Origin of the sequence: Segatella copri (assembly GCF_026015625.1) — a bacterium.
Taxonomy (GTDB): domain Bacteria; phylum Bacteroidota; class Bacteroidia; order Bacteroidales; family Bacteroidaceae; genus Prevotella; species Prevotella copri_H.
Window position 1 is genome coordinate 1,671,369 of the sequence record NZ_JAPDVG010000001.1, and the last position, 22,377, is coordinate 1,693,745.

The 22,377-nt window shown below is 48.9% G+C and carries 15 protein-coding genes; 7 read left to right on the forward strand and 8 right to left on the reverse strand.

Annotated features, from left to right (window positions below; translation table 11 throughout):
• Positions 1-71: 71 nt before the first annotated feature.
• Positions 72-578: a histidine phosphatase family protein gene (locus ONT19_RS07465; protein WP_153080801.1), complete on the reverse strand. Its 507-nt coding sequence runs from the start codon at positions 576-578 to the stop codon at positions 72-74.
• A 282-nt stretch (positions 579-860) separates the two neighbouring features.
• On the opposite strand from ONT19_RS07465, the gene ONT19_RS07470 reads away from it, so the two are divergent.
• The 3 genes from ONT19_RS07470 (at position 861) to ONT19_RS07480 (ending at position 5,935) form a co-directional block, all read left to right on the forward strand.
• Positions 861-1,514 (forward strand): DUF308 domain-containing protein, encoded by a 654-nt coding sequence (locus tag ONT19_RS07470; RefSeq protein WP_118189775.1) that lies wholly within the window; start codon positions 861-863, stop codon positions 1,512-1,514.
• A 27-nt stretch (positions 1,515-1,541) separates the two neighbouring features.
• Positions 1,542-4,091: a transglycosylase domain-containing protein gene (locus ONT19_RS07475; protein WP_118189776.1), complete on the forward strand. Its 2,550-nt coding sequence runs from the start codon at positions 1,542-1,544 to the stop codon at positions 4,089-4,091.
• Between the two features lie 107 nt (positions 4,092-4,198).
• A complete protein-coding gene (locus tag ONT19_RS07480; protein ID WP_118189777.1) occupies positions 4,199-5,935 on the forward strand; it encodes an AAA family ATPase in 1,737 nt (578 codons plus the stop codon).
• A 106-nt stretch (positions 5,936-6,041) separates the two neighbouring features.
• Here ONT19_RS07480 and ONT19_RS07485 read toward each other — a convergent pair whose 3' ends face one another.
• The 4 genes from ONT19_RS07485 to ONT19_RS07500 form a co-directional block, all read right to left on the reverse strand.
• A complete protein-coding gene (locus ONT19_RS07485; RefSeq protein ID WP_118189778.1) occupies positions 6,042-8,906 on the reverse strand; it encodes a putative LPS assembly protein LptD in 2,865 nt (954 codons plus the stop codon).
• Between the two features lie 16 nt (positions 8,907-8,922).
• Complete coding sequence (locus ONT19_RS07490; RefSeq protein WP_006847274.1) at positions 8,923-9,459, reverse strand: HDIG domain-containing metalloprotein; 537 nt, start codon at positions 9,457-9,459, stop codon at positions 8,923-8,925.
• Between the two features lie 11 nt (positions 9,460-9,470).
• On the reverse strand, positions 9,471-11,246 hold the full coding sequence (locus tag ONT19_RS07495) for a biotin/lipoyl-binding protein (RefSeq protein WP_118153152.1): 1,776 nt from the start codon (positions 11,244-11,246) through the stop codon (positions 9,471-9,473).
• Positions 11,247-11,362: 116 nt separating this feature from the next.
• Entirely contained in the window at positions 11,363-12,211 is an 849-nt protein-coding gene (locus tag ONT19_RS07500; RefSeq protein WP_233338368.1) for a hypothetical protein, read from the reverse strand.
• A 224-nt stretch (positions 12,212-12,435) separates the two neighbouring features.
• Here ONT19_RS07500 and ONT19_RS07505 point away from each other — a divergent pair, with 224 nt between their 5' ends.
• Complete coding sequence (locus ONT19_RS07505; protein ID WP_117691547.1) at positions 12,436-13,710, forward strand: hypothetical protein; 1,275 nt, start codon at positions 12,436-12,438, stop codon at positions 13,708-13,710.
• 186 nt (positions 13,711-13,896) lie between these two features.
• Here the strand turns inward: ONT19_RS07505 and udk are convergent, their stop codons facing one another.
• From udk to ONT19_RS07520, 3 genes are read right to left on the reverse strand one after another with little or no spacing between them, the layout of a single operon-like run.
• Positions 13,897-14,520: a uridine kinase gene (gene udk / locus ONT19_RS07510; RefSeq protein ID WP_117691549.1), complete on the reverse strand. Its 624-nt coding sequence runs from the start codon at positions 14,518-14,520 to the stop codon at positions 13,897-13,899.
• A 15-nt stretch (positions 14,521-14,535) separates the two neighbouring features.
• On the reverse strand, positions 14,536-15,105 hold the full coding sequence (locus tag ONT19_RS07515; protein ID WP_118064619.1) for a uracil-DNA glycosylase family protein: 570 nt from the start codon (positions 15,103-15,105) through the stop codon (positions 14,536-14,538).
• A 37-nt stretch (positions 15,106-15,142) separates the two neighbouring features.
• Positions 15,143-16,213, reverse strand: a complete 1,071-nt coding sequence (locus ONT19_RS07520; protein WP_118189779.1) for an endonuclease/exonuclease/phosphatase family protein — start codon at positions 16,211-16,213, stop codon at positions 15,143-15,145.
• A gap of 344 nt (positions 16,214-16,557) precedes the next feature.
• Between ONT19_RS07520 and ONT19_RS07525 the strand changes: the two genes are divergently transcribed.
• The 3 genes from ONT19_RS07525 to ONT19_RS07535 all read left to right on the forward strand — a co-directional run bounded on the left by ONT19_RS07525 (position 16,558) and on the right by ONT19_RS07535 (position 22,237).
• On the forward strand, positions 16,558-19,158 hold the full coding sequence (locus ONT19_RS07525; protein ID WP_264952820.1) for a TonB-dependent receptor: 2,601 nt from the start codon (positions 16,558-16,560) through the stop codon (positions 19,156-19,158).
• 212 nt (positions 19,159-19,370) lie between these two features.
• Positions 19,371-20,705 carry a DUF5689 domain-containing protein gene (locus ONT19_RS07530; RefSeq protein WP_264952819.1) on the forward strand — a complete coding sequence of 445 codons (1,335 nt, stop codon included), beginning with the start codon at positions 19,371-19,373 and terminating at the stop codon, positions 20,703-20,705.
• A 53-nt stretch (positions 20,706-20,758) separates the two neighbouring features.
• Positions 20,759-22,237 (forward strand): hypothetical protein, encoded by a 1,479-nt coding sequence (locus ONT19_RS07535; protein ID WP_264952818.1) that lies wholly within the window; start codon positions 20,759-20,761, stop codon positions 22,235-22,237.
• The last annotated feature ends 140 nt before the right edge of the window (positions 22,238-22,377 follow it).

Here is a 22,377-nt window from a genome sequence, read left to right on the forward strand (position 1 = left end):
GAATTATACTTTGAACTTTTGATACTTTGAACTTTATGATTAGCGAAGCAATTGAATTCTTCACTCTTCACTTAAAGAATAAGGACTCTGACCTCAGCATTCGCCATTTTCTCAATCTGGTTCATCGGACGTTTATAATAAACACTCTGGATAGCCTTGTTGATGATGCCATGCCCCACAGCAAGAACGGTCTGGTCAGGATAAGTAACCTTGAGCCAGGTAAGGAAATTCTGGGCTCTTGATTTCATCTTTTCCAGCGTCTCTATGTTGTCCGGCCAATCCTTTGGGTCCTTCGGCAGGTCAGGGATGAATTTGCCCGTAAAATCGCCCCAATCGCGCTCTCTGAGCAAGGGAGTGGTGACAACGGGATGCGAGCCGGCGATAATTTCACAGGTCTGTATACTGCGATAGAGATCGCTCGATACGAAAACACCGATAGGTGTACCCGCCATTTTCCTGGCCACTTCCTCAGCCTGCTCAATACCTTTCATATTGAGTTTTCCCGGTGTTTGTCCCTGCATAATTTGCGCCTTGTTATCCACCGTTTCACCATGGCGCACCAAATATAATTTTGTCATTGTCTTTACTTTTTCCGTCTATATCAAAAATGAGTTTTTACTTTTCCTAAGTCTATACTCCAGACATAGTTTTTACTTTCACTAAGTCTCTTTCCAAGACATCATGATTCTGATTTTGCTTACAAAATTACGGCTTTCTATCGAGACCAACAAATAATTTGCGTTAAATATAGCAATAATTAGCGTTAAATATAGCAATAATTTAAGTTTATATAAAAAACTTCTTGCTAGTTTCGGATTTCTTTCGTAACTTTGCCCCGAAATAACAAAATCAGTTTTAGTATGAAGGTAATACACAGTTCAATATTCCGCGCAGTATGCGCCATCATCGTAGGAGTCCTGCTCATCCAATATCGTGAGCAGACCGTCACCTGGATAACCGTCGCCATCGGTGTCTTGTTTTTCCTTTCAGGTGTCATCTCCCTTGCCAGTTATTGGGCAGCCAAGCGCAATGCAGAGAAGATGCAGGGTCAGATTCTGTCCGATTCCAATGGTAAGCCTATCATGGGCATGATGCCTAAATTCCCGCTTGTGAGCGTAGGCAGTCTTATTCTGGGATTGCTGCTTGCCCTGATGCCTCAGGTGTTTATCGCCTGGCTGATGTTCATCCTGGCATTCATCCTGATTCTGGGTGCTCTGACCCAGTTTGTCAATCTGGCTTCAGCAGCTAAGATGGGACGCGTAGGCATTCTCTTCTGGCTCTTCCCTTCAGCCCTTCTTCTGCTGGGGCTGCTCGCCATCATCAAGCCTTCAGCCATCGCCTCTGCTCCTCTTTTCATCATCGGTTGGGGTATGCTCATCTATGGAGTAGTAGAGCTTCTCAACGCCTTTAAAATCTCCAATAACAAGAGAATCTGGCTGAAAAACCAGCAGCAGCAGAAACAGGATTCAAAGGAGATTTATGTGGATGTAGAGGAAGTGAAGAACGAAGAGTAAAACAACGAAATCATTATATCATCATATATGAATAAAATTAAGTCTCTCTTTGCCTGGTTATGGCAAAAGTTTCGCGCATTCTGTACCTGGTACAAAGGATTGTATCAGGGCAGGGCGTGGTATACCAAGACCCTCGTTGCCTTGGCAAGTTGTATAGTCGCCTTCATCTTGTATCTGGGCGCAGTAGATATCAACTTCTTATGGCTCTTCGGCAAGTCACCTGGCTATTTCTCAGGCATCCTGGACCCACAGACCTCAGAGGCCTCTGAAATCTATTCGGCTGATGGAAAGCTCATCGGCAAGTATTTCAACGAAAACCGTACTCCGGTAGAATATGATGAGGTAACACCTGATTTCTTCAAGGCACTGGTAGATACCGAGGATGAACGATTCTACAAGCATATCGGTATCGACCCTATCGGCGTGTTTGCTGCTGCCAAGGATGCACTCCTCCATCATAACGGGCGCGGTGCTTCTACCATCACACAGCAGCTGGCGAAGAACATGTTCCGTGTACGTTCGCAATATTCTACCGGTTTGCTGGGCAAGATTCCTGTACTCCGCCTGCTCATCATCAAGAGCAAGGAGTGGATCATCGCGGTTAAACTCGAAACGGTGTTCAGCAAGAAGGAAATCATCACCATGTATGCCAATACGGTAGATTTCGGTAGCAATTCCTATGGTATCAAAACCGCTGCGAAGACCTACTTCAACACCACCCCTAAGGAGTTGACCACCGGTCAGGCTGCCGTGCTCGTGGGCATGCTCAAGGCTACCACCTACTACAACCCACGCACCAACCCGGAGAACAGTCTTGCACGCCGCAACACCGTATTATATAATATGGTGACACATGGCGATCTCTCAAAAGACAGATACAATGAACTGAAAGATGAGCCTATCAAGCTCGATTTCAAGGTAGAAGAAAACTACGACGGACAGGCTAAATACTTCCGTGAGGCAGTAGCCAACTACCTGAAAGACTGGTGTAAAGACGAAGGTTACGACCTCTATACCAGCGGTTTGAAGATTTATACCACCATCGATACCCGCATGCAGAAGTATGCAGAAGATGCAGCCCGCAAGCAGATGAAACAGGTACAGCAGAACTTCAACAACCACTGGAGCATCCGCCGTACCCAGGCAGGCAAAGGCAACTGGATGGGTCAGGATCCTTGGCAGGATGAGAACCACAACGTGATACCAAACTTCATCCAGGGCATCGCCGAGCGCCAGCCATTCTACAAGGCATTGATAGCCCGCTTCCCTAACAATCCCGACTCAGTAAACTATTACTATAAGGAGTGGATTCACCCGGTTAAGGTATTCGATTATGACAAGGGCAGCATCACGATGAACATGACATCAGAAGACTCCATCAAGTATATGACCACCTTCATGCACTGCGCCTTTGTAGCCATGGAGCCACAGACCGGAGCAGTAAAGGCATGGGTGGGCGATATCGACTTCGACCACTGGAAGTATGACAAGGTTACAGCCGAGCGCCAGCCTGGTTCTACCTTCAAGCTCTTTGTTTATACCGAGGCAATGAATCAGGGTTTAACCCCTTGTGACAAGCGTCGCGACGAATATATCTCTATGGAGGTATACGATAAGAAGAAGCACGAGATGACCACCTGGCGTCCATCCAATGCCAATGGTTCGTTCTCGGGCGACAGCATCCCATTGAAGAGTGCCTTTGCCAAGAGTATCAACTCTGTGGCTGTAAGATTAGGACAGGAGATGGGCATCAAGCGCATCATCGAGACAGCTAAGAAGATGGGTATCAACAGTCCGCTGGATGACACCCCTTCTCTCGCCCTCGGTTCCAGCGATGTCAACCTTCTGGAGATGGCATGCGCCTACAGCACCATTGCTAACAATGGCAAGCACCACGACCCGGTATTGGTTACCAAGATTGTAGACCACGACGGTAAAGTGGTTTACGAGGGCCCTACCGATTCCGAGCAGGTGATACCTTACAAGAGTGCCTTCCTCATGCAGCAGCTCTTACAGGGCGGTATGAAGGAGCCGGGAGGTACATCCCAGAGTCTCTGGGGCTATGTAGGCAACTACCGTGATACCGAGTTCGGTGGCAAGACAGGTACCACCAATAACCACTCCGATGCCTGGTTCATGTGTGTGAGCCCTAAGCTCGTAGTTGGTGCCTGGGTAGGAGGCGAATACCGCTGTCTCCACTTCCGCACCGGAGCCTTGGGTCAGGGATCCAGAACCGCTCTTCCTGTGTGCGGTTACTTCCTCCAGAGTGTCTTTGGCGACCCAGCCTTCCAGCAGTATCACGGCAAGTTTGACAAGCCACAGGACAGCGATATCACCCGCGATATGTACATCTGTGCAAGCTATGCACCAAAGCCAAAGGTAGATACCACCAAGGTAGACAGTACCGCCTTCCAGGAAGAGATCGTTCTCGATGACGAAGGCAACCCTATCATCCGCGAGGTTCCTGCCAAGAAGGCTGAAAGCGAATCTGCCAACGGTACAGCCACCACAGAAGAAAAGAAAGAGAAGAAGAAGGCCAAGCCAACGGAGCAGCCTGTCAACTTCGATGATCTTTAAATTTAGTTAATAATTTATAGTTTATAGCGGCTACACCGTTTAGCAAGAAGGCGATTTAATGTGGCTTATGCTATAAACTATAAATTATAAACTATAAATTAAATACAATGATTGATCTCGACAACCCGGAGTTGCAGAATGCACTCCAAATCATACAGTTTACCCGTCGTTCGCTTTTTCTTACCGGAAAGGCGGGGACGGGTAAATCTACTTTTTTACGTTATATAGCCGCCAATACCAAGAAGAAACATATCATTCTTGCCCCAACAGGCATTGCGGCCATCAACGCCGGAGGAAGCACGCTCCACAGCTTTTTCAAGCTTCCTTTCCACCCGCTGCTGCCCAACGACAGCATGTATTCCGTCCGCAACATCCGCAACACCCTGAAGTATAATTCAGAGAAGATAAAGATTATACGCGAGGTAGAGCTCATCATCATCGATGAGATCAGTATGGTTCGTGCCGATATCATCGATTTCCTGGACAAGATATTGCGGGTATATTGCCGCAACATGCGAGAGCCTTTCGGGGGCAAGCAGCTGCTTCTGGTGGGCGATATCTTCCAGCTGGAGCCTGTGGTGAGGGAAGACGACCGTCGTCTGCTCAGTCCCTTCTACCGCAGCAGTTTCTTCTTCGATGCCAAGGTGTTCGAATACTTCAAACTCGTGAGCATCGAACTCAAGAAGGTATACCGTCAGAGCGATCCCGTTTTCATCAGCATCCTCGACCATATCCGCACGTCTCAGGTGCCCATGCAGGATCTACAGCGCCTCAACCAGCGTGTGGGAGCCCAGCTCGATGAAGGTGATTCCAAACTTGCCATCACCCTCTCTACACGCCGCGATACGGTAGATTACATCAACGACAGCCAGCTCCAGCGTCTTCCGGGAGAGCCTTGCCTCTTCCGTGGCCACATACAGGGCGAGTTTCCGGAGAGCAGTCTCCCTACCCCTATCGAACTTTACCTCAAGACGGGGGCTCAGGTTATCTTCATCAAGAATGATATCGAGCATCAGTGGGTGAATGGCACGCTGGGCACCATCATCGGTTTTGATGAGGATGAGGATGCCAAGATTTATGTGCGCACCGAGGAAGGCAAGGATGTGATGGTGGAGCCTGCGGCATGGAGCAACATGAGATACCATTTCAATGAGGTTGAGAAAAAGATTGAGGAGGAAGAGATTGGCAGATACGAGCAGTACCCCATCCGTCTGGCTTGGGCGATAACGGTTCATAAGAGCCAGGGGCTCACCTTCAACCAGGTGAAGATTGATTTCACGGGTGGTGTCTTTGCGGGCGGACAGACGTATGTTGCCTTGTCCCGCTGCACCAGTCTCGAGGGCATCAGTCTTCAGGAGCCGTTGCGTCAGAGTGATGTTTTCGTGCGCAATGATGTCAAGCAGTTTGCCCGTCATTACAACGACCAGAGCACCATCAACACTGCGCTTACCCAGAGTAAGGCCGACAAGCAGTATCATGATGCCGTCAAGGCCTTTGACAGGGGCGATATGCAGTCGACTCTCGACAACTTCTTCCTTGCCATCCACAGCCGTTATGACATCGAGCAGCCGCTTGCCAAGCGTTTCATCCGCAAAAAGCTGAACAGGGTGAACGAGCTTCAGGCAGAGAACGAGCGGTTGCGTGAAGAAATAAGAAAGAAGGATGAAGAGAAGGAGAAGCAGCAGAAGTTCCTCAAGCGCCTTGCCACGGAGTATGTGATTATGGGGAAGGAGTGCGAAAAAGAGGGCATGAAAGAGGCTGCCATCATGAATTACCGCAAGGCCCTCACCCTTTATCCTGAGCACCCGGAGGCGAAAAAAAGGCTTTTAAAGGTAAAAAAGTAAAAGGGTAAAAAAGTAATATAGATAAAACAAAAAAACAGGCAAAATGATTTTGCCTGTTTTTTTATTAACTATAAGCTGAAAAGCTCTATTAACTATAAACTTTCATCTAGTACCATTGTACAGCGTTCGAATAACCGCTGCGCTTGTCGTATTTCAGCGCATCTGTCAGGGTGGCTGCGTTACAACGGAAGGTGAAGTTGTAGCTCGTATATGGAGCGAGAACCACAGAACAGCTCATGTTAAAACAGTGAAGATCACGAGCCAGACTGGCGGTGGTCATACTGATCTTGTGGTTGTCAAAATCATAACCGGATGAGAAACTGATGTTCCAGCCATCACTGATTCTTACGTTACCACTCATGTTCAGAGTCTGGGTAAACTTGTATGCATAGCGCATCGTCTTCTCATTGAACTTCTCTCTTCGCGTATCCTCGCGCATCGTTACACCATAACCGAAGGTCAGCGACCATGGCATCTTAAACGCCATATAACCATCTGAATCCGTTTCAGCCTTGCCGCCCTTCTTGGCTGCCGTCTTACCCTTCTCCATGCTGTCGTCTACGTTGCTTTCGATGTCGGTATCCAGACCTTCATCGTCATCATCATTGCGCTGGCTGTTCTTCTTGTCGTCCTCATCATCGCCCCCGCCAAAGAGTTTCTTCAGCTTCTCCGGGTTCAGTGTGAACGAGAAGTTCTGCGACATACCCTGGAATCGTCCGAACCTGCCCTTGCCCCACTCCGTATGGGTACCCACATAAACATTGTTCTGGTCGTCCAGCTCGTAGGCATAGGTGGCAAACACGGCGTTCATGTTGAAGGTATAGTTCTTCCACCACTTCAGTCTGAGGTTGATGTTCATATCGCTCCAAGGGCGAACCTTGGCTGCGGTATTGTAACTCATCTTGATGTCGAACGCATCGATGATACTGAGTTTCTTGTATCCGGTAGAGTCCTTATCGCTCTTCACCTTCATCTCGATGTTGTTGCCCAGGGTAAACGAGATATTACCGCTCTTACCCTTGCCCGGCGCACCGTAGAGGGCATTGGCATACTTCGAGTAGCTCACCAGCGATACGTTTCCGTCGGCATCGGTCTTCTGGTAGGTGTCCCAGTAGCCGTAGCGTGAAGCTCCGAAGTCTGGGGCATAACTGAAGCTCACCGTAGGCGTAAACACGTGGCGCACAGCCTGTATCTTATCTCCGAAGAGCTTGCGGCTTGGTATGTAGAAGCCATAGAGTTTGGTAGAGAGACCTACGCTCATGTTCCAGTTATACACGTTGTTGAAACCATAGATGGTATCACATTTCTCCGTTTGGCTGGCTTCATCCCATGATCTCTCCACCTTGTTGGTATACATACGGTCGGTGAAATTGAACGATGGGTTCACGTTGAGATATTTGAAGAGCGTGAATGTAGCGCTCACCGGTATCTGATGCTGCCATCCGTTGCGCCAGTCCTTGATGAGTGAACTGTGCATCAGCTTATCCTCTTTGGTATTGATGCTGTTAGAGATGTGTCCCGTATAGCTCATGGCTATCTTCTCGTACCATTTCTCATCGCCCACCATCTTCTTTCTTCTGAACGGATAGAAGCGGGAGATGCTGATGTTGAGGTCGGGCAGCGTCATGGCGATAGATGAATTGCGCATGTTCTGCGAGAGGTTGGCGGTGGAACTGAGCGTCATACCGATGCTTGAGAACGAGGTGCTCCAGTTAACAGATGAGGTTCGCGTACTCTGCGTCATCGTCTGCGGATTGTAGAGCGAATTGAGGTTGTTGCGTTCGTAGCTCGATGTGGCGAAGTTCACACTTGCCGAAAGCGAACTGTATGGGTTTGCCTTGCTGTCCTGGCGGTGGCTCCATTGTAGTTTGAAGCTCTCCTGCTCGGTAAAGTCTGGCATTCCCTTGTCACCGTTCTTCGTATCCTGGTAACTGAAGAAGAAGGAACCCGAGTATTTGTATCTCTTTCGGTAGTTGCTGGCTGCCGAGAGTCCCCACGATCCCTTGGTATAAATCTCGCCCAGCAGCTTCAGGTCCCATTTATCGTTCATGGCGAAATAATATCCGCCATCTCTGAGATAGAATCCTCGTGCCGTTTCATCGCCGTAGGTTGGCATGATGAAACCGCTGCTGTAGCTCTTGGTGAACGGGAAGAAGCCGTAAGGGATGGCAAGCGGCATAGGCACATCGCACACCACGAGATAGGCTGGTCCGAATACCACATCCTTGCCCGGTCTTACCTTGGCTCGGGAGAGCGAGATGTAGAAGTCGGGATGCGGATCATCGCAGGTGGTATACCTGCCGTGCTGCAGATAGATGACACCCGATGAGTCGCGTTTCGACTTCATACCGGTCAGGAATCCGTCTTCCTGTTCTGTATATACATTATTAATAAGGGCCTTCTTGCTCTTGAAGTTGAATTTGATGGTGTCGGTATCGTAGGTATCGCTACCCATCTTGAAGACAGGTTTGCCCTTGATGCCTCCCTCTGCCGTACTGTCGGGTGTACCCATCGCCTTCACGTTGCTCTTGTCCATATCCATGGAGATGCGGTCGGAACTGAGGTCCATGTTGGTATACTTCACGTTGGAGTTTCCGTAGAGATATGCCACCTTGTTCTTGGCATCGTATACGAGAGAGTCGTCCGCCTGATAGTTAACCGGTGCGTCTACTCCACCCTGTTTCTTTCTGGCGATACTGTCGAGGCGGATACTGTCATCCACCACTTTATTATGTTTCCATATAGCTTTCTGCAGCGAGTCCATCTGCGTGGTGTCGTCAGCCTGTTTCAGCTTGGACTTTATTTCGTTGCCCAGCGAGTCTACGAACACACTGTCACCCACGCTGTCCACGGTTTCCGTCTTCTCCGTTTTCTTCTTTTTCTTTTTCGAATCGGGCGTACCTGGGTTAGCCACCATCATACACGAGATGGCAGCGAGCAGCAGCATAGCTATCGTCGATTGTTTTCTCATTCAATAAATTAGAATTCTATTCAAACATGCGTTCCCATTGCTGGAAGCGTTTTACTCCTTCCTCTCCGAACTTCATGAGACTTTTTTCTGCTTTCTCAATTGTTTTTTCCCGGTCGAGGTGAGTTTTGCTGAAGAATTTATCAGCGTAGCAAATCACCTTCTCCTCCATGGTTTCCGGCAGGAAATCCTGATGTGGCAGGGGCAGGTTCTGTGCTATGATCTGTGCCTCTGTAATGCCTGCACCGGTATGGCGCTCACATACGCGGGCATGTCGCTCATATCCTTCCTTGCGCAGGATTTCTGCTCCCAGTCGTCCATGGCAGATGTAGGGCTGCGAGCCGAAACACTGTATGCCTGGGGCATCGGTCATGAAGATGCCGAGGTCGTGGAGCATAGCTGCTTCTTCGATAAACTGGGCATCGAGTTGCAATTCGGGATGATACGAAACAATCTGTAGCGCTTTTCGCGCTACAGATTGGCTATGTGTGATGAGGATATGCCGAAGTTCATTATCCTCAGGATAATACTTATCAATAATAGCTTGATAATTCATTTCTATTATATTTACTCCGCATCGCGCTCGATGTAAGCGATAACATCGCCCTTGCGCACCTTGCTGCCCTGCTTGGCATTGATTTCTACGAGCTTGCCGCCCAATGCAGCTGGGATGGTTTCAAACTCGCCCCAAGGAGCCTGGATATAGCAGAAGGCATCACCTTCTTTATATTCCTTGCCGATGTATGGCTCTACAGCTGGCTGGCACTCGCCCTCGCCCTGGAATTCCCAGAAGAGCTGGCCGGCTACTGGTGCCACGATGGCATCTGCCTTGGCGTGCTTGAACTCTGCAAGCTGTGCAGGAGTAAGGGTTGTACCGAGCTTGGCATCCTTTGCCTTCTGAAGGTCGGCCAGGAAGTTCTTCTTTGCCTGTCCGCTCTTGTAGTTGCGATACTGCTCTGGGTGCATAGCGAGCTCGAAGAGTTCCTCGTCGTCCTGACCGTAATCCCAACCGTTCTCGTCCATCTCCTTCTTGAAGTCGTCGAGGGCGTTGGTGAGCAATGTGTGCGCATCTACGTCGGTAAACTCGCGGCCCTGCTTCTTGGCGAGCTCTACGAGTTCTGGGTCGATAGTTCCAGGAATCTTACCGCTCTTGCCGAGAATCATACCCCACATAGAGTCGTCCATCATTACGAAGCGACCCTTGCCCTGCTCCATGGTGAGGAGGTTCATCAGTGAGATGTTCTTTACATACTGGCTGAATGGGGTTACCAATGGAGGATAACCTACGCGTGGCCATACATACTCAACCTCGTCGAAGAGCTTGATGAGCAGGTCGTCCATAGACAACTCTTCCTCACCTTTCTTCTTGCGGATGTTGTTGATGGTCTGACGCATACCGCCGAGGTCTGCCATCATAGAACCCATCATACCGCCAGGGAGACCGCAACCGAGCAACAATGAAGACATGATCTTGTTACCTGGGTTGATGAAGTAGCCGAGCCACTCGTCGATGAACTCCTGAGTCATAGCACGAGCCTTCATATAAGCGCTCATGTTGATTTCAGGTACCTCGAAGCCCTCGTTCTTCAGCATGCTGATAACTGAGATTACGTCTGGGTGAACCTTACCCCATGACAATGGCTCGATGGCTGTATCGATGATGTCGGCACCATTGTTGCAGACCTCGAGGATAGAAGCCATAGAGAGACCAGGACCTGAGTGGCCGTGATACTGGATGATGATCTCAGGATACTTGTCCTTAATCATCTTGGTGAGTTTGCCGAGGAATGCTGGCTGGCCGATACCTGCCATATCCTTCAAGCAGATTTCCTCTGCACCGGCAGCGATGAGCTGGTCGGCGATGTTCATATAATATTCGAGAGTATGAACAGGAGAGTTGGTGATACAGAGTGCACACTGTGGAGTCATGCCACCCTCCTTTGCCCACTTGATAGAAGGAATGATGTTGCGCACATCGTTCAGTCCGTCGAAGATACGTGTGATGTTGGTACCCTGCTTAGCCTTTACCTTATACATAAGGGCGCGCACGTCGTCAGGCACAGGATACATACGAAGAGCGTTCAATCCGCGGTCGAGCATGTGAGTCTTGATACCCACCTCGTTGAAAGGTTTGCAGAATGCGCGTACGGCATCGTTAGGGTTTTCACCTGCCAGGAGGTTAACCTGTTCGAAGGCACCGCCGTTAGTCTCTACACGGCTAAAGCATCCCATTTCAATGATAACTGGGGCAATTTTAGCCAACTGATCCTTGCGTGGCTGGAACTTACCAGAGCTCTGCCACATGTCTCGATAAACGAGACTGAACTGAATTTTCTTCTTCATTATTCTTGTTCTTTTTCTTTATATTCGATGTATGAATTAAATTCCAAGGTGCAAAATTAGACAAAAAAATCGAGAAATCGTCCTATTCGCCTCTTTTTTTATATTTATTATGTAATTTACTTCAATATTTCCTTCTTCATCTTACTGTTCAGCTTCTCGGCTGCAGCATGGGCCTTGGCGTTGGCCTTCATCGCATTGAGCGAGCGGTGGAAACCCTGGATGCGGCCCTCACGATCAGAGAGGGCCAGACTGTCGCCCTTCATATATACAAAGGTGAAGGTATCGCGCTTCGTCTTTTCGTTGATCACCACGCCATCCAGCTCGCGGTGGCCCTGCACCAGAATCAGTTTGCCGTTATAGGCATGCCATTCCGTATACTGAGGCACATCAGGATATTCTACGGGGCTGTCGTCGTCCACATCTTTATTTATCATCACCCTGCCCACGGCCATCGCCTCGCTCATTCGCTTCAGGGTGAAGCCATACTGGCGCGGCACCATATAGGTTTCTACGATGCTGTCGGGCATATTGGCAAGGATTCTCGCCTGCTGGCGCTTGCTCAGATGCGATACATCGCGCAGCTTCGGCATCACCGGATAGGTCCAGGTGGCCTTCAGCTGGTCCAGGTCTATCACCATGTCGGCACGGTTCTTCTCATCCTTCTCCTCGCATGGCATCACGCAAACCCAGTCGCCCACCTCTATATCTCCAAACACCTGATGGTTGCGAGTGGCATCCAGAATGTTGTATCTTACGGGGTCGCCACCTCCGTTGGGCAGCAGCACCAGCGCGGTATCCGAGCAGCCCAGGCAGGCAAGTCCGTAGATAGCCCTGTCGCCCTTTGCCGGTTTCGAGAGGCTGATGGCGAGTTTCGAATTGTCCATACGTGGTGGTTTCTTTCCCCTGTGACATGCTGCGAGGGTTGTGGCGGCTAGCGCCAGTATGAGTATTGTCTTGACTTTCATCTTTCTATTCATTATTTCAGATGCAAAACTACAACTATTTTTTGGAAGCACCAAATATTGAATCGTAAAATAATTAAAAAAATAGGTGATATATTTTGTAGTGTCTCGATTTTGCATTACCTTTGCAACCGTTTTTTGGGATCAACATCCCCCTCGTCCTGCCACACACGCCGGATGATGAAAAGAAATAGGACCAACTCAAGAATTATATGCAACAAGAGAATATGACAGACAAGACAAATACACACGCTCTCCCGGCATGGACCGAGGTAGAGTATACCGCATTATGCAAAAACCCGTACCTGTTAACCCCATTCTTCATCCCTAAGGAGGCGAAGTGCTTCACGTGCCGCGAAGATGGCACGAGGGAAGAAGAAAGAATGGTTTTCCTCGTTTTCAAATCTACTGCAGCCCCTACTGATGCCGAATGGGAAGATGATCCTGTTCCGGGCGAGATGTGGGTGCGAGCGCTGGGCGATGACGATGAGGAGATTGAGCCTGCCAAGGTGATTTACCTGGGTCAGGACATCGAGGATTTCATCCGTGTAGCCGCTGAGGACGACCAGACCATCACCTTCGATTTCTGGTGGCGCCACGGCGAGGTGAAGGTGGAGAAGGCTGAGAAGACGGATGACGGATTCGTATGCCGCAAGGATGATTTCGGCGATGACGGACTGGCTGTTACCCTGATTCCTGAGGACGGCGGCAATCCGGTTGTCCTCCGTCTTCAGATTCCTTATATCGGTTTCTCGCTCTACGATGCCGAGGGCAACAAGGTGCATGGCGAGCTGAGCATTCCGCAGGATAAGGTAGATGACTACACCTACGAATTTGTGGGCGATGACAACAACGACCGTTTCACCCTTCAGCTCGACAGCAACAGGCTGGTTTACATGTGTGTATTGCGCCATGAGGACCATCAGCTGGTGGTTCGCAACCAGCGCGACCGTCTTTCGGTAGTAGATCAGATTCCTACCGAGGGCAAGCTTTCTGAGTTGCTGATGAACACGAATTCTGCGCTCATCAAGAACAGGAATCACCGTTGGCGCATTCAGATTGAGGGCACCACGCTGTCTCACGAGGTTGAGTTGAATGTGGATGCAGCCTCTCTGGTAGCGTTTGCTGAGGAGCAGATGCAGAAGGGCATGGAGATTGACGAGCTGGGGCAGCATCTGATGGCACTGGAGCAGAAGTATCATTTCCAGTGGTTCTGGCTGAGTGAGGACGATTGGAGTCATGACAATCCGGTGTTCGACATGTTCATGAAGCAGCTTTGTGCCTTTTCGTATGTCAGTCAGAATCCTGTTCAGGCAGATGCGTTGATGGCAAGGAACTACAAGCGTAAGATTCGCCGTTACAGCAGTATGCTGAAGGCTCACAAGCGTGGCGAGTTGAATCTTTTTGAGGAGAGTGATGAGGTGCGAGCCGAGTATCTCCGCATCTTCCAGGGTTTCCACCAGCCTTTCGTAGAGGCTTTTGAGAAGGAGGAAGAGGAATAATTTTTTATTAGATATGTAATCGGAACGTGCATGCCATTCTTTATGGTGTGCACGTTTTTTAGTGCTAAGAAATAACGGCCCCATAAAACACTCGGACGGACCTCTTCTTGCGAAGAAGCCCGCCCTATTCTATTCCTAAAAATCTTTATTTTGCAATAGAAATGCAATGCTTGAGCAAAAATATTTTTATTTCTCTATCAGTCCCTCTACATACTTGCAGAGGATACCGATGCCCTTGAGGTTTTCGCCACCCTGAGGAATGATGATGTCAGCATAGCGCTTGGTGGGTTCGATAAACTGCTCGTGCATCGGCTTCAGGACCTTGAGGTATCGGTCTACCACCATCGATACGGTGCGACCCCTGTCGATGGTATCACGCTGAATGTTGCGTATCAGGCGCTCATCAGCATCGGTATCCACGAACACCTTCAGGTCCATCAGGTCTCTCAACTTCTTGTCCACCAGCGTCATGATGCCTTCGATGATCACAACCGGCTTGGGGTCAACGTGAACCGTTTCCGGTTCACGGTTGCATTTGATATAACTATAGGTGGGTTGCTCTATCGCCTTGCCAGCACGCAGATCAGCGAGCTGCTGGTGCAAAAGCTTCCAATCGAATGCCGACGGGTGGTCGAAGTTGATCTGATGACGTTCTTCCTCGGTCATCTGCGAGGTATCGTTATAATATGAATCGAGGGGCACCACAGCCACATAATGAGGCGGCAGCACTTCTACGAGTTTCTTCACCACAGTGGTCTTGCCGGAGCCTGTACCTCCCGCAATGCCAATAACGGTCACTTTATCTTTCATATTCTTTCTTCTTTTCTATAAGATTTCATCAAACATCTTGCGGTAAAATTCAGCCTTCTTCTCCACTGCCATAGGATAGGCACGGGAACTAGAGGGCATGCGGTACAGACGGAGCCTGCGGCCCTCGAACTGGAATTCTGCATAGCCTCCCATCTCAGGCTTTTCCTTGATGCCAAAGTGTTCTGAAAATACCTTCGTGGCAAGCTGGCCGGCTGTGAGCACCGCCCTGCAATGGGGCAGCTGGCGGAGCATGCCGTCGAGATCGGCGGGCTGCACGATCTGCAGATCCTTGTCGGATGCCGTATTCTTGGTGCGTATCACCTGCTGTGCGGTATCATAGATGGCGACGCCCTTCTCTCCGAGAAATTCCTTAATAGCATCGAGACGGTAGGTCTTCTTCTCTACATCCACGAAATGGAGCTTATCCTGGAAGTAGATAATCCCGAATATCCTCCACATATCATTCTGGAAGTTGGGATAATACCAGGGCATGCACCACCGCTTCTCTGCAGGCGGAAACGTGCCGAGCATCAGCAACTTGGCATTGCCCGGCAGCCACGGCTCAAAAGGATGATTCTCAACCATTCAACTGTTAACTATAAACTCTTAACTATCAACTAAATCAAAGCTTTTCCTTCACCAGGTACATCACTACCGGCAGGTGATCGCTGTAGCCGTTGAGCCATCTGCCACCCGCCTTGGTACGCAAAGGAGCACCCTTGTACTGACCCTCCTGCTGGATGAGGTAATCGCGGCGGAAGATGTGGTTCTTCCAGAACTTCAGAGAACTGTAGTCCTTGTTCTTACTATCCCTGTTCAGGAGATTAGGCGTGATGACAATCTGGTCGAAGAGATTCCATGAACCGCTGTAGAACAGGGTTCCCTTGCCTTCCTTAGCCAGGATGTTGTACCATGGATTGTACATATCATCGGCACCCACCTCGCTGATTTCAGCCTTCGCCTTCAGCACCTTGTGCATGCTGGCGTTGGTAGGATCATCGTTCATATCACCCATCACGAACACTTTCATCGCCGGGTTCAGACGGAGCAGACTGTCTTTTACCACCTTAGTCTGGCGTGCTCCGCTCTCGCGATAGAACGAACCGGAGAAACGGCTTGGCCAGTGGCATACGATAACCGCCACATCCTCGCCCGCCAGCTCACCACGTACGGTGAGGAAACCACGGGTCTTGTAGGCTGAATCCTTGGCAAGTTCCTGTACGTAAGGCACCAATCGGGTATTCTTCACCGTGAAGAGTGCCGGATTATAGAGCAGCGCACAATCGATGCCTCGCTTATCGGGACCCTCGATATGGCAGAACTGCATGTTTCTTGCCTTGAGAGGCGGCTGCGCGGTGAGATCTTTCAGCACGTTGGCATTCTCAACCTCAGACAGACCGATGAAGGCGCAGCCCACGTTAGGCAGCACATCGGTACCCATATCGGCAAGTGCACGCGACATATTCTTGAGTTTATTGGTATATTTCATACCATTCCATCCCTTAGCAGGGAGATACTCATAATCATTCTTACCGGCATCATGGCAGGTATCGAAGAGGTTCTCCTGATTGTAGAAACCTACAGCATACACTTGAAACTGCCTGTTGCCTGAAGTCTGCGACTTCTTTTTCTGTGCTGTAGCGCCCAGCCCTATCATGAGGAGGGCAGCCAGCAAGAGCAATTGTTTTCTCATACAATATTAATTATTAATGTATACCTTATTATATATGTATTTCTTAAATTCATAAGGAAATACGCAGCAAAGATACCTAAAAAACCGGAAATATCTCCATAAAAACGAATATTTTTTCAGTTTTCATGCATTTTTAACATAAATAACTTCTCTTTTAAAAAAATTTTTTGTTACTTTGCAGCACTTATAATTATTTTTGATCGGGACAGAAGACACAAGACCAGAAACCATGATAAGTCCCCCTTACAGTTTACCTAAACAAAATCCAACGGGACTATAAATATATCATCACTGCTCAAAGAAATCACTGTTGCCGATCTATTAATATTTAAAACATATAAACTATGCAGAAGAAAGTAAACTTAGCAATGTTAGCGCTCTTCTCGTGTTCATTGGCTATGGCTCAGAACGAAAAGACTGACCAGAACATAGCACAGGGACTCGACGAGAATGCTTTCACCTTCTCCGAGGCACAGTTGGGCGAGGACGATGACATGTCATCCAATGTCACCATCCTCAATTCTACCAGCAACGTATACGCGAGCCAGGCAGGTTACCGGTTCTCGCCAGCACGTTTCCGCTACCGTGCCTTCAACCAGAAGTACAACGATGTCTATATCAACGGTGCTTCCATGAACGATATGGAGACCGGACAGTTCCGTTTCTCCAACATCGGCGGTTTGAACCGATTCTCCAGAAACGTAGACTTCGCCCTGCCTTTCGAAGCCAACGGCTATTCGATGACGGGCATGGCAGGCTCCAACAACTATGATTTCCGTGCCGGAAGCATGCAGGAAGGACAGTATGCCAGCGTAGGTGTTGCCAACCGCAACTATACCCTGCGCGGACTCTATTCCTACTCCAGCGGATTCAACGAGAAGGGATGGGCCATTACAGCCGGTCTCACCTACCGCTGGGCTAACCGGGGATACGTAGAGGGAACCATCTACAACGCCCTTTCCTATTTCTTCGGCGTGCAGAAGAAGTGGATGAACGGCCACTCGCTGAGCTTCTCTACATGGGGTAACCCGACAGAAAGAAGCACCCAGGGCGCATCTACCGACGAGGCTTACTGGCTGGCAAACGACTACCAGTATAACCCATACTGGGGATACCAGAACGGACACAAGAGAAACTCACGCGTAGTGAACGACTTTGCCCCTTCGGCTATCGCTACATGGGACTGGGAAATCAACGACCAGATGAAGCTCACCACATCGGTGTTCGGAAAATACTCTATGTACAAGAGCACCAAGCTCAACTACAACAACGCAGAGAATCCACAGCCAGACTACTGGAAGAACATGCCATCTGCCAACTACTATGTATGGGGCGACTACAAGAACGGCAACAACATGTATACCTGGGAAAACTGGAACAACGCCGTAAACTACTGGCAGGCAAGCAAGCAGAACCGACAGATTAACTGGGACCGCCTGTACTATGCCAACCAGCAGGCAGCCAAGAACGGACAGGATCTGCTCTACTATGTTCAGGCTAAGCACAACGACAACCTGACCCTGACCCTGTCATCCGTTCTGAACACCAAGCTGACCAAGAAATCGAACCTGGCTACGGGTATCATGCTCGGAAAGAGTACCAACCAGCACTATCAGACACTGGAAGACATGCTGGGCGGTGCCATCTTCCACAACATCAACACCTATGCCCTGGGCGATTATCCTAAGACCGACCCACGTGTGCAGTACGACCTGAACACAGCCGGTCCTAACAACACAGGCAAGCTGGTTTACGAGGGCGACAAGTTCGGTTACGACTATCGCATCGACGTGAACAAGGCAAACGCATGGAGCACCTATACAGCCGAATTCTACAACATGAAGGCGATGCTGAGCGGACGTATCGGATATACCGGAATGAACCGCCGCGGCTACATGCGCAACGGTATGGCACCGAACAACAGCCAGGGCAAGAGCGGCACAGCCAACTTCCTGGACGGTGGCGTAAAGGGAAGCCTGAACGTGGATATGGGCAGAGGTCATGCCTTCAGCATCGGAGCCGGATACGAGCTGCGTGCGCCGATGGCAAGCACAGCCTTCATCTCGCCTGAAATCAGCAACGACTTCGTGACTAACCTCAAGAACGAGCGCATCTTCAGCTCTGAATTCAGCTACCTGTATCGCAACGCATGGCTGAGTGCCAACGTGAGCGGTTACTACAGCCGACTGGAGAACGTTACGGAATGGCAGAACTTCTACAACGATGATGAGAACTCATTCACCTACGTGAGCATGACCGGACTGAAGAAGGAATACTATGGTGTAGAGGTGGGCGCTAAGTTCAAGCTCACTTCATGGCTCGACCTGAAGACTCTGGGCGCTATGAGCGAGGCGAAGAACATCAACAATGTAAACGCCGTATACATGCTCTCAAAGAGTGCTGAGGTTTACCAGGACAAGGCTTACGTGATGAATATGCGCGAGAGTGGCACACCGCTCACAGTGGGAAGCATCGGTCTCGATGCCCACGTAAACGGATGGTTCGTCAACCTCAATGCCAACTACTACGACCGCATCTACCTCTCTTATTCTCCAAGCTACAGATATGAGAAGGTGCTGACCAACCGCCAGGCTGCCTACAAGGCATTCCCTGAACTCTTTGCTCCTACTACTCTCGACGGTATGAGCTGGACTGAGGATGCTGTAGCCCAGGAGAAGGGTCACGGAGGATGGATGGTTGACCTGAGCATAGGCAAGAGCGTGAGACTGAAGAAGGGTTCTCTCAACTTCAACCTCATGATTACCAACCTGCTGAACAACCAGACCATCGTAACAGGCGGATATGAGCAGAACTCACGTTCAAGCTATACACTGGATGCTAACGGCAACGTGAAGAATCCACGCCTCTACCAGTTCTCTAAGAATCCTAAGAAGTATTACACCTGGGGTACCAACGGCATGTTCCAGGTATCTTACAGATTCTAAAGAGCAGTTTCTCTTTAACTGAACTTTCGCATGTGGGGAAGTTAAGTGAAGTTAGGGAAGTTAGAGGGAAGTTAAGGGACAAATGTCCTACGTTTTACGCTAGATGACTATTGTCTCTTCACTTCCCGAACGACCGTAGGGAGTGATAACTTCTTTAACTTCTATCAATTCCCTCACTTGCGAAACTTGAATAACAATAAAAAGAAAGAACAATGAAAAAGATAAAATTCATAGCATTGGCATTCCTGGCACTGACTCTGGGGTCGTGTATGGGCGACGGTTATGCTGACCCAGACCTGACCGAGAAGGTGCCTGCATCTCCATGGGGCAACAACAGCCTGAGGGAGAAGAATGTAATCAGCATAGCAGATTTGAAGACCCAGTTTGCTACGGTTATCAACAGCGACAATGGCTACAAGCAGATTGAGAAAGACATGATGATCAAGGCGGTAGTGACGGGCAATGATATAAGTGGCAATATCTACAACCAGGTGAGCGTACAGGATGCATCCGGCGCTATCATCATTGCCATCAACGGAAGTGGCCTGTCGGGTTATCTTCCTGTAGGCCAAGAGATTCTCATCAATCTGAAGGGACTCTATATCGGAAATTACAGAAAATTGCCTCAGATTGGCGGTGTAAACACCAAACTCTCTGACGGAACGCTTAGTATGGGCAAGATAGAGCGTGCCATCTGGAACGAGCACTTCAAGATTCTGAACCCTGGCGAGGCTGATGCAAGCACGGTAGTGCCAGAGGAGTTTGACCTGACAAAGCTTACTGATGCAGCCTATATGGATGCTAACGTGGGCAAGCTGATGACCCTGAAAAAGGTGAAGTTTGCCTCTGCCAACGGTACTAACGTATGGGCACCAGATGATACCAATACGAGTCTGGAACTGATTGATGCCGAAACGGGCAAGAAGATCAGCAGCAGCAATCTGGTAGTGCGCAACTCGGGTTATTCTAAGTTTGCCAACGAGGTGGTTCCACAGGGTGTATTCGATATCACCGGTATCTTCACCCGTTACAATAACACCTGGCAGATTGTGCTTCGCAACACGGATGATTTGAAATCGGTAGTTCTTGCCTATCTCAGCGAGCCGTTTGATGCCAGCCAGGGCAATTTCACCATCGACAACATCAAACTGGCTGATGGTGTAGAATTTGTCTGGAAATGGGCATCTGCAGCTTACGGAATGAAGGCTTCAGGCTATGTGAACGGTTCAAAACAAGAACTCCAGTCACGTCTCAAATCGCCTGCCATCGACCTGAAATCAGCCAAGAGCGCTAAACTCATGTTCGATCAGGCTATCAATTTTGCTTCTGACATGAAGCAGGAATGCAAGGTTCAGATTTCTACAGACGGAAAGACATGGACCGACTTGGACGTACAGGGTTATCCTACAGAAAACAGCTGGACCTTTGTTTCATCTACTGCAGATTTGACGAAGTATTGTGGCAAAACCATCTACATCGGTTTCTTCTACAGCAGTACTCCAACGGGTGCTCCAACCTGGGAGGTTAAGAATTTCGTAGTAAAATAACCGGGTTCACTTCTATAGATATAAATAGTAACAATATTTAAAAAGACAATAATATGAAAAAGTATATATTTTCAGTTTTGATGGCGGCAATGGCTGCCTTCACATTCAGCAGCTGTGAGGACGTACCAGAGCCTTACACATTGCCTACCAAGCCTGAAGCTCCAAGTGCTGGCGAGCCTAAGGGTACAGGTACTGCTGCAGACCCATTCAACATTGCCGGTATCATTAAGTATATCGAAGATGGCGGTAGCGCAGATCAGGAAGTTTACACCAAGGGTAAGGTGGTATCAGTTAAGGCAGGCAGCTTTGATGCCAGTTTTGGTAGTTTGAAGTATTATATTTCTGATGATGGTACTACGGCTAACCAGTTCTATGTTTACAATGGCTATGCTGGTCCAAATCGCACAAAGTTTTCAGGCGAAGATGCTCTGAAGCCAGGCGATGAGGTTGTTATCTGCGGTAAGGCTAAGAACTACAACGGAACCAACGAATATGATACAGGTAACTATCTTGTATCTCTCAATGGTAAACCGACAAGTGGGTCTACAACCCCTGATACTCCAGCTGACGGTTACATCAATGAGACATTCAGCAAGAGCTTCGGTTCATTCACAGCCAAGACCATTAAGGGTACAGCATGGGTTATCGACTCTTACGGCTACGCAAAGGCTACAGGTTACAATAATACCTCTAAGACAACAACTCCATCTGAAAGCTACATTGTTTCTAAGGCTATCGACCTCTCTGCATCTAAAAGCGCGACATTGGAGTTCTCTTACATTCTCCGCTATGTTACAAAAAATGGTGCAGCCGTTGAGGGAGTAAAGAATCAGGTTCTCATCACAGACAATTACACCGGTGACCCAGCAACAACCAAGTGGACTGACATTACTGGCACAATGAAGGAAGGTGTGGATTGGAATACCTGGGAAACCTACAAGCACGATCTCTCAGCCTTCAAGGGCAAGAAGAATGTAGTTATCGCTCTCCACTATGCCTGCGCAGCTTCATCTGGAACATGGGAAGTAAAGAATCTCTCAGTGAAAGAGGCTACAGGAGGAACTCCAGACACTCCATCAAAGCCTGATACTCCTGCTACAAAAGACGGCATTACCATCAACGGCCTGACCGTAACGTTGGCTAATAGCGGTGTAACAGCCGGCGAAAGCCTTAAGATTGATGACGTCAGCGCATTGAAACCTGATGCTACTCCTACAGAGATCAAATTGTCTGACGGCACAGTTATCGCATTTGACAAGAACAGTGGTACAAACGCTCCTGCTTACAACTCAAAGTTTAATGAGTTGCGTATCTATGCAAACAACAAGATGACTTTCACAGCCAGCAAGCCTATCGCAAAGATTATCTTTACATGCACATACGATACAAACAAGAACTGGAATGCTGTAGGTAACGAAACTGCTACTGTAGTATTCTCAGGAAATACAGCAACCTATACAAATACATTCAGCGGTACAGGCGGTGGCGTTCAGCTCCGTATTGCCAAGATGGAAATCGTATACGCAAAGTAATTCCCCTAGTAGATATTATGTATTAGAAAAAATACCAATCCCCATCGTCCTCTACCCAAACAGAGACGATGGGGATTTCTTTTCATCCATTAAAAACATAGGTGTCAGGAGGGAACGCTAACCTACGTATTATGCTCATT

Bases quoted from the DNA above. Each gene is read 5' to 3' on its own strand.
- ONT19_RS07465 (WP_153080801.1), bottom strand. From the start codon at position 578: ATGACAAAATTATATTTGGTGCGCCATGGTGAAACGGTGGATAACAAG.
- ONT19_RS07470 (WP_118189775.1), top strand. From the start codon at position 861: ATGAAGGTAATACACAGTTCAATATTCCGCGCAGTATGCGCCATCATC.
- ONT19_RS07475 (WP_118189776.1), top strand. From the start codon at position 1,542: ATGAATAAAATTAAGTCTCTCTTTGCCTGGTTATGGCAAAAGTTTCGC.
- ONT19_RS07480 (WP_118189777.1), top strand. From the start codon at position 4,199: ATGATTGATCTCGACAACCCGGAGTTGCAGAATGCACTCCAAATCATA.
- ONT19_RS07485 (WP_118189778.1), bottom strand. From the start codon at position 8,906: ATGAGAAAACAATCGACGATAGCTATGCTGCTGCTCGCTGCCATCTCG.
- ONT19_RS07490 (WP_006847274.1), bottom strand. From the start codon at position 9,459: ATGAATTATCAAGCTATTATTGATAAGTATTATCCTGAGGATAATGAA.
- ONT19_RS07495 (WP_118153152.1), bottom strand. From the start codon at position 11,246: ATGAAGAAGAAAATTCAGTTCAGTCTCGTTTATCGAGACATGTGGCAG.
- ONT19_RS07500 (WP_233338368.1), bottom strand. From the start codon at position 12,211: ATGAAAGTCAAGACAATACTCATACTGGCGCTAGCCGCCACAACCCTC.
- ONT19_RS07505 (WP_117691547.1), top strand. From the start codon at position 12,436: ATGACAGACAAGACAAATACACACGCTCTCCCGGCATGGACCGAGGTA.
- udk (WP_117691549.1), bottom strand. From the start codon at position 14,520: ATGAAAGATAAAGTGACCGTTATTGGCATTGCGGGAGGTACAGGCTCC.
- ONT19_RS07515 (WP_118064619.1), bottom strand. From the start codon at position 15,105: ATGGTTGAGAATCATCCTTTTGAGCCGTGGCTGCCGGGCAATGCCAAG.
- ONT19_RS07520 (WP_118189779.1), bottom strand. From the start codon at position 16,213: ATGAGAAAACAATTGCTCTTGCTGGCTGCCCTCCTCATGATAGGGCTG.
- ONT19_RS07525 (WP_264952820.1), top strand. From the start codon at position 16,558: ATGCAGAAGAAAGTAAACTTAGCAATGTTAGCGCTCTTCTCGTGTTCA.
- ONT19_RS07530 (WP_264952819.1), top strand. From the start codon at position 19,371: ATGAAAAAGATAAAATTCATAGCATTGGCATTCCTGGCACTGACTCTG.
- ONT19_RS07535 (WP_264952818.1), top strand. From the start codon at position 20,759: ATGAAAAAGTATATATTTTCAGTTTTGATGGCGGCAATGGCTGCCTTC.